The 12,800-nt window shown below is 58.5% G+C and carries 13 protein-coding genes; all 13 read right to left on the reverse strand.

What is annotated here, in order from left to right; translation table 11 throughout:
• Positions 1-18 precede the first annotated feature (18 nt).
• The 13 genes from EGN72_RS04890 to EGN72_RS04950 all read right to left on the reverse strand — a co-directional run bounded on the left by EGN72_RS04890 (position 19) and on the right by EGN72_RS04950 (position 12,541).
• Positions 19-822 (reverse strand): NAD(P)-dependent oxidoreductase, encoded by an 804-nt coding sequence (locus EGN72_RS04890; RefSeq protein ID WP_127045529.1) that lies wholly within the window; start codon positions 820-822, stop codon positions 19-21.
• On the reverse strand, positions 822-2,138 hold the full coding sequence (locus tag EGN72_RS04895; protein ID WP_127045530.1) for an ATPase: 1,317 nt from the start codon (positions 2,136-2,138) through the stop codon (positions 822-824). Before EGN72_RS04895 ends, EGN72_RS04890 begins: the two co-directional genes overlap by 1 nt.
• 72 nt (positions 2,139-2,210) lie before the next feature.
• Positions 2,211-2,702, reverse strand: coding sequence for a prepilin peptidase (locus EGN72_RS04900; RefSeq protein WP_127045531.1), 492 nt, complete (start codon positions 2,700-2,702; stop codon positions 2,211-2,213).
• On the reverse strand, positions 2,702-3,559 hold the full coding sequence (locus EGN72_RS04905; RefSeq protein WP_127045532.1) for a lipopolysaccharide assembly protein LapB: 858 nt from the start codon (positions 3,557-3,559) through the stop codon (positions 2,702-2,704). Before EGN72_RS04905 ends, EGN72_RS04900 begins: the two co-directional genes overlap by 1 nt.
• A gap of 35 nt (positions 3,560-3,594) precedes the next feature.
• The gene (locus EGN72_RS04910; RefSeq protein ID WP_127045533.1) at positions 3,595-4,164 is read right to left on the reverse strand and encodes a tetratricopeptide repeat protein; all 570 of its coding nucleotides are present in this window, start codon (positions 4,162-4,164) and stop codon (positions 3,595-3,597) included.
• Positions 4,165-4,172: 8 nt separating this feature from the next.
• Positions 4,173-5,147, reverse strand: coding sequence for a type II secretion system F family protein (locus tag EGN72_RS04915; RefSeq protein WP_127045534.1), 975 nt, complete (start codon positions 5,145-5,147; stop codon positions 4,173-4,175).
• Positions 5,148-5,162: 15 nt separating this feature from the next.
• A complete protein-coding gene (locus EGN72_RS04920; RefSeq protein WP_127045535.1) occupies positions 5,163-6,131 on the reverse strand; it encodes a type II secretion system F family protein in 969 nt (322 codons plus the stop codon).
• Between the two features lie 9 nt (positions 6,132-6,140).
• Positions 6,141-7,601, reverse strand: a complete 1,461-nt coding sequence (locus tag EGN72_RS04925) for a CpaF family protein (RefSeq protein ID WP_127045536.1) — start codon at positions 7,599-7,601, stop codon at positions 6,141-6,143.
• 35 nt (positions 7,602-7,636) lie between these two features.
• On the reverse strand, positions 7,637-8,911 hold the full coding sequence (locus EGN72_RS04930) for an AAA family ATPase (RefSeq protein ID WP_127045537.1): 1,275 nt from the start codon (positions 8,909-8,911) through the stop codon (positions 7,637-7,639).
• A gap of 286 nt (positions 8,912-9,197) precedes the next feature.
• Positions 9,198-9,836: an OmpA family protein gene (locus EGN72_RS04935; RefSeq protein WP_127045538.1), complete on the reverse strand. Its 639-nt coding sequence runs from the start codon at positions 9,834-9,836 to the stop codon at positions 9,198-9,200.
• Between the two features lie 4 nt (positions 9,837-9,840).
• Positions 9,841-11,259: a type II and III secretion system protein family protein gene (locus EGN72_RS04940; protein ID WP_127045539.1), complete on the reverse strand. Its 1,419-nt coding sequence runs from the start codon at positions 11,257-11,259 to the stop codon at positions 9,841-9,843.
• A gap of 204 nt (positions 11,260-11,463) precedes the next feature.
• Positions 11,464-12,309, reverse strand: a complete 846-nt coding sequence (gene cpaB / locus EGN72_RS04945) for a Flp pilus assembly protein CpaB (protein WP_127045540.1) — start codon at positions 12,307-12,309, stop codon at positions 11,464-11,466.
• Between the two features lie 40 nt (positions 12,310-12,349).
• Entirely contained in the window at positions 12,350-12,541 is a 192-nt protein-coding gene (locus tag EGN72_RS04950) for a Flp family type IVb pilin (protein ID WP_127045541.1), read from the reverse strand.
• Between the last annotated feature and the right edge of the window lie 259 nt (positions 12,542-12,800).

Genomic DNA, 12,800 nt, shown 5'->3' on the forward strand with positions numbered 1-12,800 from the left:
GAAAGAAAGCTGGACCGCTTAGCCCTGTCTGGGCCGCAGGGTTCTGAGGGCGGCCTGAATAGTTTGCGGCAAGGTCAGATCGGCACCGTCGGGAGCGGCGTCCATGGCGGCGGCGACATCCTTGACCAGAATCCCGATGCTGTTTTCCGGGTCATGGCCGTGGCGCGCGAATTCGATGCTGTTCATGCCAGAGGCAAGCCAGTTTTGCCCGGAGGAGGTTTCGATCAGGGCCAAAAGCTTTTGTTCCTCAATATCTTGGGCGTCTGCCCAATCCAGCACGAGGCGCGTCATGGCGGTGTTGCTGGCGGCGAGAAGGTTGTTGAGCACCTTGGCCGCCATGCCATCGCCAAAGTGGCCCATGTGGTGAAAGTGGCGGCCCATGGCGCTGAAAAGGGGCTGGAGCCTTGCCAGCACCGCAGGATCGCCGCCCAGCATGAAGGACAGGCGCGCCTCTTGGGCTGCAATCGCCGCACCCGACATCGGCGCATCGACAAGGGCGATACGGTCAGGGATACGGTCGCGCAGGGCGCGGGTATAGCGCGGCGACAGGGTCGAGGAGAGGATGATCGTCGACAGCGCAGGCGCGGCGGAAAGGTTCTGCGCTCCGAACAACAGATCATCGGTCTGATCGGCATCGCGGACGACCGATATCAGCGTGGTAAGCCCATCCGCGAAGGCCTTTGGGTCATTGCTGACGGGCAAGCCGGGGAAATCCGCGCTGGGGCGGATATCGAGGCCGCGCGCCTGATGCCCTGCGCGCAGCAAAGCGGCCAGCATCGGCGCGCCCATGCGTCCGCAACCCGCGACCCCGATCCCTTGCATCAATGCGCGATCTTTTCTTCACGCACGAACATGTTGCCCCAGGCCCGGTCAATCAACTCGGGCGTCATGTGATAGGGCACGTTTTCGAAATCGCAGACCGCCATCATCTGTTCGATCAGGAATTTCGGCATGTAGTTCGCGTAGTTGTTTTCAATCGTCGGGAATTTCACCTTCATCAGGTAAACCAGCGTGCGTTCGTCCAGCGGCATCTTTTTCGCCCGCGCCACCATGGCAAAGATTTTCAGGAAGTTTTCCTGATCCGGCCCGTCGATCTTGATCTTGAAGAAGATTCGCCGCAGGGCCGCGCCGTCAAAAATCTCATTCGGGTGGAAGTTGGTGGAAAAGATGACCAGCGTGTCAAAGGGCACGGTGAATTTTTCGCCCGATTGCAGGGCGAGGATATCCTTCGCCTCTTCCAGCGGCACGATCCAGCGGTTCACCAGCTTTTGCGGCGGTTCGGCCTGGCGGCCAAGGTCGTCCACGATGAAGATGCCGCCAGTGGATTTCAACTGCAACGGCGCCTGATAGGTGCGCGCGGTGGGGTTATAGGTCAAATCGAGCATATCAAGGCTCAATTCCCCCCCGGTGATCACGGTCGGGCGTTCGCAATAGACATAGCGGTTGTCAAACCGGTTGGAGGTGCGGCGCAGGGAGTTGGGATCGTCAATCGCTTCTTCGGCGGCGGAATGGACGATCGGGTCATAAACCGTGATCACCTGTCCTGCATATTCCAGTGCGCGGGGAACATAGATCTTGTCGCCCATCGCGTCACGAATACCGTTTGAAATCGAGGATTTACCGTTGCCGGGCGGGCCATACATCAGGATTGACCGACCCGAGGTAATGGCCGGACCAAGGTTTGACAGAAGGTCCGGCGGCAGGATCAGATGGCCCATGGCCCCGGTCAATTGTTCGCGTGTCAGGCGGATATTGCGGACCGATTGGCGCTGCACCTGAACACGGTAATCTTCCAGCGGGATGGGCATTGCGCCGTAATATTCCGACTGCGACAGCGCATCCAAGGCGCGTGCCTTGCCCGCATCGGTCAGTTGATAGCCCATTTCCTTGCCAGAGGTGGCATGCATGGTCCCTGTCGCCTCCAGCAGGCGCTGGGTGCGGGCAAGGTCGATCAACTCTTGCGTCAGGGGCACCGGCAGGCAAATCGCGCGGGCCAGCGCCGATGTCAGGTCAAGGTTGGTGCGGAACATGGTTTTCAGCAGGATATCCCGCATCATCACCAGCGAAATCCCAACCTCGGCCAGCGATTTGCAGGCCGGTGGGGCCAGAACATTTGGCGGCGGTGTCTGAACATTCATCTTGCGCACCTATGGTTTGTGGTCGGTGATACTATCGCCTTGCGGGCGTTTCAAAAGAATGAACCGGGCCCCTCAGGGAAGCCACGCGCTCAGCAATGGGTAAAAGATCAACGTGCCCGACAAGGCCAGACCCATCGGGAAATCCTGATGCGTCCAGCTTTCCCAGTCGGCCACGGCCGAGCGGAAGGACGGGACGAATTTCATCAGGCGGTGGCTGGTGAATGCGCCCAGAAGGCAGGCGGCAAACAGCGCGAAAACCACGCGAATATCGGCAGTTGCAAAGAAGGGCGCCATTGCGGCGGCGAATTTGGCATCGCCCGCGCCCATCAACCCGGCAGAGGTTGCCACAAATCCGGCCAGCAGCACGATGGCCAGAAGGGCCCAACCCCAGGCCCAGATTTTCAGCGGAAAGATGAACAGCCCGACCACCAGATAAACGACCGCCAAGGCGATCACGGCTTTATTCGGGATTTTCATGAATTTCATATCCGACCACGCCACCCAAATCGCAATGGGCAGCGTGAAGGGCAAGAACCACAGCAGATTGGCGGCGGCCCCCGGCATCAGTTCGTCACATTGGCGTCAAGCGCCGAAAGCGAGCGGACGGCGGCCTCAAAATGCTGCGGATGGGTGTCAATCGCCTCTTGCAGCAGGCCTTTTGCGATCCGCACATCGCCTTGCTTCACCGCCGTCAGGGCCAGCGTGTGCAACAGTTGGGCGCGTTCGATCTGGGTCATCTTGATGACGGGAAGGTCATATTTGCGCTGTGCGCCACGGGCCAGAACAAGGTTGTTCTTGGCAGTGAAAAGCTGCGCGTCATAGGTGATCGCGTCATAAAACAGCTTTTCCGCCCCCGCAAATTCGCCGCGGGTCAATTTCGAATAGCCCCAGTTGTTGTAAACCCCGGCGGGTGCCGTGGTCAGCCCTACCGCGATTTCATAGAAACTGTCGGCTTTCTTCCAGTTCTTGTTGCTGTCGGCGATCATCGCTTCCAGCTTATAGCGTTCAAAGGTTTCATGCGTCGGCGGTATCTTGTTCAGCTCTGCCTCGGCGCGCTTCCATTCATTGGACCGGATCAGCGCATCGGCATATCCAACGCGGTCATCATTGGTGGCAGACGGGTCCTTGATCACCTCAGCCCAGACCGAAGCCGCCTCTTGCGGCTTTTGTGCCCGCACCAAAGACATGGCAAGCCCGCGCTTTACATCCACGCGGTCGGGGTTTTCTGCAACGGTTTTGCGGAAGTAGGCAACCGATTCATTGGGGTCGCCGACCGTCAGCATGATGTCATTCAAGTTGGATTCATCAATGACGTTCACCGCTTTGACCGCGCGGTTCACTTCGGCATCTGTCCCCCGTTCACAGGCGGACAAGGCAACCGTGCCGCCAAGGCACAGCGCAAGAAAGACAGGGTGGCGCATTTTGCGTCCTTTTTACTGCTCGGTATTGCCGCGCCTTACAGCGATGAGAGAAGAACGTATTGCCCCTGATCCCGTCGCACTAAGGCGAAGTCATGACTTTGTGCCTCGTCATCATACACGGCGGCAGTGCTGCGCGCGATAGCGAGGCGAAGATTTTCGCGAATTGAGTCTGAACTGCCACTATCCAAGGCAAAAGCCTGTTGGAAAACGGCGCGGGCCTCGCCTAAATTGCCCTTTTCCATCAGCACAACGCCAAGATTGTTCTGGGCGGGCACGGATGTCGGGTCGGCCTTGACCGCGCGGCGCAGCAGCGTTTCCGCCTGACCCAACCGCCCCAGCTTGAGGTTCACAGAGCCAAGCGCCGACAGCACATCGGGGGTCATGCCCTGTTCGCCCGCCGCGCGCAGGTAAGCGCGCAGGGCCAGATCATACTCGCCTGCTTCCATCAAACGATGGCCGACCAACAGGCCATCAACACCCTTTTCGCTGGTATCCACCGCGGGCGGGGCATTGCGCGCCACATCCGCAGGCGAAAGGCCGCCCGTCGATTGACAGGCGGCCAGAAGGGTTATTCCCGCGACCAAAACAACTGCGCGTCCAGTCATCCGTGTTTTCAGCCCCCGCCGAGCGTTTTCGAAATACCATGGACCGAGGGCCCGATCAGGATGATCATCAAGGGCGGAACGGTGAACAGCATTGTGCCAAGTGTCAGCTTTGTCGGCAACTTATTTGCCTTTTCTTCGGCCCGCATCACGCGTTTATCCCGCATTTCGGCAGAATAGACACGCAAGGCTTCGGCGATCGAGGTCCCGAAGGTGGCCGATTGCACCAATGTCGTCACAAAAGAGGAAACATCGGCAATCCCCACCCGGTCAGACATGTCTTTCAACACCGCAACGCGTTCCTTACCGGCCTTAACCTCATGCGCGACCGTGTCGAATTCATCGGCCAGCGCGGGATAGCCAGCGCGGCTTTCCTTGGCGATCCGCATGATGGATTGGTCCAGGGATTGCCCGGCCTCAACGCAGACCAGCATCATGTCCAGCGCATCGGGAAAGCCCGAAACGATTTCTTCCTGACGCTGCTGAATACGGCGCTGCACCCAATATTGCGGCAGGTAATATCCGGCAGCACCGGGGATGATGGTGCACAGGATCATCTTTTGCGTCGAAACCTCGCCCTGCGTTTGCAGGAACATGGCATAGGCCACCCCAAGGATCAAAAGCCCGATCCCCAGAACCAGCTGCGAGAAGTGGAACAATTGCACCGAATTCTTGGCGCGGTAGCCTGCCCGATGCAGTTTCAACCGCGCGGCCGACATTTCCTCGGCATTCTGCGGTTCCAGAAAGGTCGAGAATTTTTGCAGTTTGTCGCTGGCACCGCCCTTGGACCCCATGCGCAACCCTTGCGCCTTCGGGCCCTTGGCCTCATCGCGCTGGGTTTTCAGCTTGGCGAAAGGTTCGGGTTTCTTTTTCAGCATTGTCGGCAAGGTGACAAGGATCAGCACCAGCCCCAGCCCTCCGAGCAGGAACAGCGGGCCCAGCGGGCCAAGCTTGTCGACAAGCATCTGGTTGAATGTTTCAAGCATTTTGGCCCAAGCCCCTTAAACTTTGATATTGACCATGACCTTCATGAAAATCACGTTGATCACGAGAAGGACGCCAACAACCAGCGCCGCAGGAATGAAGGACGCGGTATCTTTCACGTCGTCGTAATAGTTCGGCTGAATGATCTGAATCATGATCAGCGCGCCAATCGGAAAGGCCGACAGGAACATGCCCGACCATTTCGCCTCGGCGGTGATGGCGCGCACGCGGCGGAACAGTTTGAACCGCGCGCGGATCACCTGCGCAAGCCCGTGCAAAATCTCGGCAAGGTTCCCGCCCGAGGTTTGCTGAATGGTCACGGCCACGGCAAGGAAGCGCAAATCCTGGCTGTCCATCCGCTCGGCAAATTCCTTCAGGCTTTCCGACACATCGCGCCCATAGGCGGCCTCGTCGGCGATGATGCCGAATTCGGTGCCCAAGGGGTCTGCCACCTCACGCGAGACGATGCCGATGGCCGAGGAAAACGGATGCCCCACCCGCAGCGAGCGGACCATAAGTTCCACCGCATCGGGAAGCTGCTCTTCCATCAGGTCCATGCGCTTTTTGGCCTTGCGCGCCACCCAGGTGTAAACGCCACCCACCCCCATCGCGACCGCGATCAAGGCGCGCACCGCCGGGTCGGCATCGGTGCCGATGGTCAGGCCCAGAAAGGAAAACACCGCAAGCCCGGCCATGATCATGATCAATTGCTGCGGCGAAAAGGCGATATTGGCCTTTTGTGCCTTGGTGGCCAGAATGGAGTAAAGCGGAATACCCCCCGCTTTCATATGCTGGCCCATCTCCTTGCGAAGCTGTTCCAGCACCTTTTCGCGGTTGCCGGATTTTTCCAGCAAGGCAAGGCGGCGGCTGACGCGGTTGTTCAGGCTGATGGATTTGCCAAATACCGTCAGATACAGACCTTCGACCAGCACAAGAACCGCAACGAAGATCAGGATATAAATAAGAGGCGCTGCAGAAAGTTGCATGGTTTATCCTTAGGCGATGGGTTCATAGATAGAGGCGGGCAGGTCAAAGCCCCATTGGCGGAAGCGTTCGGAATAATGCGACCGCACGCCGGTGGCATTGAACCGACCGATGATCTTGCCGTCCCCGGCAAGCCCCAGACGTTCATAACGGAAGATCTCCTGCATCGAGATCACCTCCCCTTCCATCCCCGTGATTTCGGTGATGGAGGTCATGCGGCGCGACCCGTCTTGCAAACGGCTGGCCTGCACAACAAGGTTCACAGCCGAAGAAATCTGGCTGCGCACCGCCTTCAACGGCATTTCAATCCCCGCCATCGCGATCATATTTTCCAGACGGCTGACCGCATCGCGGGCAGAGTTGGCGTGGATCGTGGTCATTGACCCGTCGTGGCCCGTGTTCATGGCCTGCAACATGTCGATCACTTCCTCGCCGCGGGTTTCGCCCACGATGATCCGGTCCGGGCGCATCCGCAGCGCGTTGCGCAAACAGTCGCGCTGGGTCACGGCGCCTTTGCCTTCGACGTTCGGCGGGCGGCTTTCCATCCGGCCGACGTGAATCTGCTGCAACTGCAATTCGGCGGTGTCTTCGATGGTCAGCACCCGCTCGGTGTTGTCGATGAAAGATGACAGCGCGTTCAGCGTTGTGGTTTTCCCCGAACCCGTCCCGCCCGACACGATCACATTCAACCGCGTCGAAACGGCGGCTTGCAGATAGGCGGCCATTTCCTCGGTAAAGGCGCCGAATTTCACAAGGTCCGAAACGCCCAGCTTTTCCTTTTTGAACTTACGAATGGAAACAAGGCTGCCATCCACCGCAACCGGCGGCACCATACAGTTGAAACGGCTGCCATCGGCCAGACGCGCATCGCAATAAGGGTTCGATTCGTCTACGCGCCTGCCCACCGCCGACACGATCTTGTCGATGATGCGCAGCAGATGGCGTTCATCCTTGAAGGTGATATCGGTCAGCGTCAGCTTGCCCGCGCGTTCAATGAAAATCCGCTTGGGTCCGTTCACCAGAATATCGTTGACCGATTCATCCTTCAGCAAGGTTTCCAACGGGCCAAGGCCCATCACCTCGTCATACAGCTCTTGGTTCAGCGCGACGCGGTCGTCCTTGTTCAGCGCGACCGACATCTCATCCAGCGCTTCGGCCACGATCGCCGCAATCTCGGCCTTCAGATTCGCCTCGGACGCCGATTCCAGCGCGGCAAGGTTCAGGTTTTCCAGCAGCTTTTTGTGCAACTCCACCTTCAATTCCATCAGGCGGTCTTTGCGCTTTTGCTCTTTGTCAACGGCCACAGCCTCGGCTGCGGGGCGGCCAATGGCCCCCGGTGCCGGGCGCATCTGCACCGCTGGCCGCTTTTCAGGCGCCGCTGCACGTGCTGCCGCAGGTGTCGCCGATGCGACCACAGCCGCCGGTGCGGGTTTTGCTGGTGCGTCAGAGGTTTTCTTGTAACGAGAGAACATCTTAATTTGCCCCTTGGGTCATGGTTCCGGCTGGATCAGCCCTTCGCGGATTCGGTTGCTTTGTTCAGGTCATACAAGGACTTGGCCAGCTTCTGGATTTCCTTGCGCACCGGGTTCTTGGCGGCGGATTCCGAAATCGGCAAACCATGGTCATTGGCCTGCGTGATCTGCGGCCCGCCATCGGGAATCTGCACTTCGATGTCGATATCCAGGCTTTCTGCCATCCGCTTGACCCGGCTTTTGCCGGACAGATCGGTGAATTTCGGCGCGCGGTTCAGAACATAGCGCAGCTTGTCCAAAGGCAGCGCCTCGGCCTTCAAGGCCCGCACAAGGCGCAGCACGTTTTGCGCCGATCTTAGATCAAGTTCCATCAACGCAAAGTAAACATGCGCGCGGTTCAGCACGGTTTCGGTCCAGCTGACGATGGTCGACGGCATGTCGATGATCACAAAGTCAAAGTTTTCCTGCGCCATATCCAGCAGACGTTCGATATCTTCGCCTTGCACGATATCCAGCGGCAGCATGTCAGGTGGTGCAGTGAACACATGCAGCTTGTCGTTGAAGGTCAGCATGGATTTCAGAAAGGATTCGCTGTCAGCGCTGGCGGTATCCTGCAAAATCTCGAACACGGCATCGCGGCGCGGCAGATCAAGGTTGGTCGAAATCGCCCCAAACTGGAAATCCAGATCAATCAGGCAAACGCGGGGCGCATCAGTCTTGCTGACTGTTGCCAACTCCCATGCCAGATTGCAGGCGAAGGTCGACGCGCCAACCCCACCCGACATGCCATGCACGGGCAGAACCACCTCCTCACGGTCGCCACGCGGCTTGAAGCTGGGGGACCGCACTTGCTGCGCGCCTGCATCATCGGGATGCACCGCTGCGGCCGGGGCAGGGGGGGCCGGTTTGCGCATCCGCTCAATCGCGTCATGCAACGCGCCTTCGGGCAGCGGATAAGGCACGAAATCATCGGCCCCAAGCCGCAACAACTGATGCAGCGCAACCGGGCTGACATCATGCGCGATCAGCACAACCTTGATATTCTTGGACTTGGCCTGTTTGATGATATCGGTGATCTGCGCCATATCGGCGGTATCCTCACCATCCACCGCAATCGCGACAAATTCCAAGGTCGCTGATTCGGGCTGCTCCAGAAACACCGGGGCATCGGTAAAGGAAAGATCGCCCCAGTTTTCGCCCAGTTCGATTTCCATATCGTCGATCAGCAGATCAAAATTCTGCACGTCGCGCGAAATCGTGCACGCCACAATAGGCGCGGGATCGGGTTGGAGATTTGCTACACTCGTCATCGTCGTTCTGCCCTTCAAAAGCCGGGGGGAGCCCTGCGGTGGCACAGCCATTCTGACGAGGCCAATACCGCGAACCCTAAAAACCCCTGCACAGCAATCGCTGCACATTTGTTCCCATTGGATGCAAGATGGTGGACAATGGTGGCGAGATTGGGGCTAAAAAACCGTTATTCTTTGGTTTTTTGCGCAGACGTAAACACAGCTTTTCCGCAATTGGTGTAATCAAACGGCGCTGTCGCATGAAAAAAGGGCCGGCGAACCGGCCCTTGAACCGCAGCCCAAAGGCTTACTGCGGGTTGGCTTCTGTCGCGATAACCTGGTTGGCCGGATGCGGGCGCTTGGCCAGTTCCAGATATTCGCGATGCACCACCGCTGCATATTTTCCGTTCAAGACCGCCGGATGGTTTTTCACAAAGCCCGATACTTCGGTCACTGTGCGGCGGTTACGCTCTTCGGGGTCCGAGGTCTGCACAACGGGGCGCGTCTCTCCGAAAGAGGCAAGCGCCTCCAACCGATTACGGCTGATCCCTTGGCTGGCGAAATAAGCGACAACAGCTTTTGCACGGCGCAGGCCCAAAGCCTTGTTATAGCCTTGCGAGCCGACCAGATCGGTGTGTCCGTAAACCCGGAACCGCACTTCGGGGAAGGTCTTGATCCAATCCGCCTGCTGGCGCAGCACGGCGATGGCATTGCCATCCAGCGCGGCCGAGTTGAAGGCAAAAGTGATGGTCGACGGCACTTCGGTGGCAAAGCGTTTGCCCAATTCGATGGTGTAATCCTTCTCACCCGAATGGAGCATGGTGTTGTTCATGGTCGCGTTGCCGAAGTGCCCGGTATTATCGGCACCGACTTCGCGGTCAAGGTCGGGCGCACAGGCGGCAAGGGCCAGCAGTGAAACGCTCAGGATCAAAGAGGTTTTCCGCATCCGATCACTCCATCACATAGCCATAGGAACCGCTGTAATCCTGCCGGGCCACTTCGCCTGCCGCACCTTTGGGCGCGTTGGAACCGTTGACCTTGCCGAACAGGAACAGCTCCCGCTCGGTCGGCAGTTTGATGCGATCCGTGGGCAGGGCCAAGGCTTCGCCGCGGGTCGGGGTGACCAGATGCGGCGTGACGATGATCACCAGTTCCGATTGCGCGCGGGCATATTCCGTGCTGCGGAACAAGGCGCCCAGAACCGGAATATCGCCCAACCACGGCACCTGACCTTTCAGGTCGCGGAAGTCATCTTGCAACAGGCCCGCGATGGCAAAGCTTTCCCCGTCGCGCATTTCAACCGTGGTCGAGGTATCGCGGCGTTTGAAGGCGTTGATGGTAAAGCCACCCGCCTCCAGCGTCACGGTGCTGTCGATAGAGGACACGCTGGCGTTAATCGTCAGGTTGATCACATCGCCATCAACCACCACAGGGGTAAAGTTCAACTCTACGCCGAAGGGCTTGTATTGAATGGCAATCCCGTCGGTCGTTGCAATCGGAATCGGGTATTCACCACCTGCCAGAAACTTGGCCTCTTGCCCCGACAGGGCGGTCAGGTTCGGTTCCGCCAGTGTGCGCACCATGCCTTTGCTTTCCAGCGCTTCCAGCAAGACCGCGAATTGCAGACTGCCAGCCGAAAAGCCCAGCGTCATCGCGCCATTGGTGCCGGTTGCCGGAGCGTAATCGCCGCCGGAAATGGCATTGGTCACATTGCTGCCTGTCGCAAAGGTGTTAGACCCACCCTTGGTGCCCAGATCGCCACCAAAGACCGAGCCTGAAACCCCAAGCGAGGCCGAAAGACTTTTGGAAACCGAGCGCTGCATTTCGGCAAAGCGCACTTTCAGCATCACCTGCTGCGTGCCGCCCACGCTCATCAAATTCGAAACCCGTTCCGGCGCATAGCGGTTTGCCAGATCCAGCGCGCGGTCCAGCTTTGCGGTGCTGGAAACGGTGCCCGACAGCACGATGCCATCATTGGCCGTGCGCACCTCGATCGGCTCTCCCGGCAGGATCTGGCGCAGACGTTCCTTGAATTCCGCGATATCGGGGGTGACATGCACCTCGACGTTGGAAATCAGGCGGCCATCAGCCCCCAGCAGGGTCATCGTCGTGCGTCCCGGTGCCTTGCCCAGCACATAGATGGATTTATCCGACAAGGTGGAAATATCAGCAATGCCGGGGTTGGCAATCGACAGTTCCGCAAAGGAGACATCGCTTTCCACAACCACGGCGCGGTTCATCGGAACTTGCAGCGCACGAGACGGCGCACCCGTCATCACGCGCAACGTCTGAGCCTCCACCCCCTGATGGGCGGGCTGCAAAAGAGCAAGGCCAAGCGCCGTCGCCCCGAGTAGGGTCCGCATATTCATAATACTGCCTTTCGATCACGCCTCAGACACGGGTCTTTTTTGCCCATATTACCGTTACCTTGCAGGGTTTCGGCTTTTTTTGCAAGAATCAAAACCTTAATGGCTGTTCTTGATGTGGATAAGTTGCAACAGACCATAAATCTATCGCAACCTGTCGCAATAATTTCGGGCGGCCTACCAGATAAGGTAGCCGCCCGGTTCGTATCAATTGGTGCAAGGGATCGGAATTTCGACCACTTCCGCGCCGCGCCGCGTCTTGATGGTGCATTCGCGGGCCTGTTCGACAATCACCGGGGCCGCCGCCTGAATACCCAGCAAGCCGGCGCTATCCACCTCGATCGCCTCGATCACAGTGTCATCGCCCGTGCCGACCAGCGACAGGGCCAGACGCCCCGTTGCCTGCGCTTGTGCCAGGCGGGCAACCTGCTGCGGCGTCGCCTCAACGGTCACGGTGCGGGCCACGGTGGCCGATGTGCTGCGCTCACTGTTGGCGGCCTGATCCACGGCGACCACCTTGATGGCCGCTTCGATCAATTGGGTAAATTCGTTGCTGTTGCCGCTGGTCGAGCCTGTCCAATAAACATCGACATTATCGCCCGGATGCACAAAGCCCGAAACGCCGCTGGCCACATCTACCTTGATGGCAAAGGCGCGCTTGCCCTTGGACAGCCGCGAGGTCAGGCCCACATCAGCACCGGGTTCGGTGACTTTCACCGCCAGCAGTGGTTCCATCTTTTCCAATTGGCGGGTCACATAGCGGGGTTCGCTGTAATCGCCGGGAAACAGCGCTTCCTCCGTCACAAACGCGCCTTCGGGCAGCGATTTGACCGGGAAGGTTGCCAGTTCCACATCATCCTTGGTGATCGGTGTGCCATAGGCCAAAGGTTTGTTGACGACATAGACATCGACCAGCTCGCCCAGCTTCAACCGCGTTGCCTTTTCACGGGCCACTTCCACCTGAGCCTGGCTAACATAGCCTTGAACCATCCACACCGCCGCGCCAGCGAGGGCCAAACCAACGACCAGAACCAGTCCAAATACCATACGCATTGCGTTTACCTCAATGTTCAGACCTTGAAAGGCCCGTTGATTAGTTGTTTCCGTAGCCGGAATTCATCTCTCTGATCTGCACGCCGATCTTTTGCGCGCCCTGATCCGTCGTGAACCCGATGGGAATAAGAACGACCAACCCCAGGCCGACAATCGCTGCGGTCAGGACGACCCAGTCAATCGTTACGGCACCGGACTCGGACCGCCAAAAATCGTGAAGCTTCTGCATCATAGCACTTATCCTCTTTGGTGCATTTGGCGGCCGTGATTGGCGTTTTGCCTATCATTCTTGCTAGCCTGCGAATGTGGCCAAATTCGGGTTGGATTATTGCATTCTCATGCCCAGAACGAAAAAAAACATATAAAAAGCAGGGTTTTTTGCATGCCAGGTCAGGGCATTGGGCGCGAAACGCAAAAGGCCGCATCCTTTCGGACACGGCCTTTCACTCTCGCGGTTAGGCGAAGCGGGGGCGATTAGCCGCCAGCTTGCG

Origin of the sequence: Pseudorhodobacter sp. E13, from assembly GCF_003991405.1 — a bacterium.
GTDB lineage: Bacteria > Pseudomonadota > Alphaproteobacteria > Rhodobacterales > Rhodobacteraceae > Pseudorhodobacter.

What these genes read in the sequence shown, in the direction of transcription:
- EGN72_RS04930 (WP_127045537.1), bottom strand. Translation starts at nt 8,911, where the DNA reads ATGACGAGTGTAGCAAATCTCCAACCCGATCCCGCGCCTATTGTGGCG.
- EGN72_RS04940 (WP_127045539.1), bottom strand. Translation starts at nt 11,259, where the DNA reads ATGAATATGCGGACCCTACTCGGGGCGACGGCGCTTGGCCTTGCTCTT.
- EGN72_RS04890 (WP_127045529.1), bottom strand. Translation starts at nt 822, where the DNA reads ATGCAAGGGATCGGGGTCGCGGGTTGCGGACGCATGGGCGCGCCGATG.
- EGN72_RS04935 (WP_127045538.1), bottom strand. Translation starts at nt 9,836, where the DNA reads ATGCGGAAAACCTCTTTGATCCTGAGCGTTTCACTGCTGGCCCTTGCC.
- EGN72_RS04915 (WP_127045534.1), bottom strand. Translation starts at nt 5,147, where the DNA reads ATGCTTGAAACATTCAACCAGATGCTTGTCGACAAGCTTGGCCCGCTG.
- EGN72_RS04895 (WP_127045530.1), bottom strand. Translation starts at nt 2,138, where the DNA reads ATGAATGTTCAGACACCGCCGCCAAATGTTCTGGCCCCACCGGCCTGC.
- EGN72_RS04910 (WP_127045533.1), bottom strand. Translation starts at nt 4,164, where the DNA reads ATGACTGGACGCGCAGTTGTTTTGGTCGCGGGAATAACCCTTCTGGCC.
- EGN72_RS04905 (WP_127045532.1), bottom strand. Translation starts at nt 3,559, where the DNA reads ATGCGCCACCCTGTCTTTCTTGCGCTGTGCCTTGGCGGCACGGTTGCC.
- cpaB (WP_127045540.1), bottom strand. Translation starts at nt 12,309, where the DNA reads ATGCGTATGGTATTTGGACTGGTTCTGGTCGTTGGTTTGGCCCTCGCT.
- EGN72_RS04900 (WP_127045531.1), bottom strand. Translation starts at nt 2,702, where the DNA reads ATGCCGGGGGCCGCCGCCAATCTGCTGTGGTTCTTGCCCTTCACGCTG.
- EGN72_RS04925 (WP_127045536.1), bottom strand. Translation starts at nt 7,601, where the DNA reads ATGTTCTCTCGTTACAAGAAAACCTCTGACGCACCAGCAAAACCCGCA.
- EGN72_RS04920 (WP_127045535.1), bottom strand. Translation starts at nt 6,131, where the DNA reads ATGCAACTTTCTGCAGCGCCTCTTATTTATATCCTGATCTTCGTTGCG.
- EGN72_RS04950 (WP_127045541.1), bottom strand. Translation starts at nt 12,541, where the DNA reads ATGATGCAGAAGCTTCACGATTTTTGGCGGTCCGAGTCCGGTGCCGTA.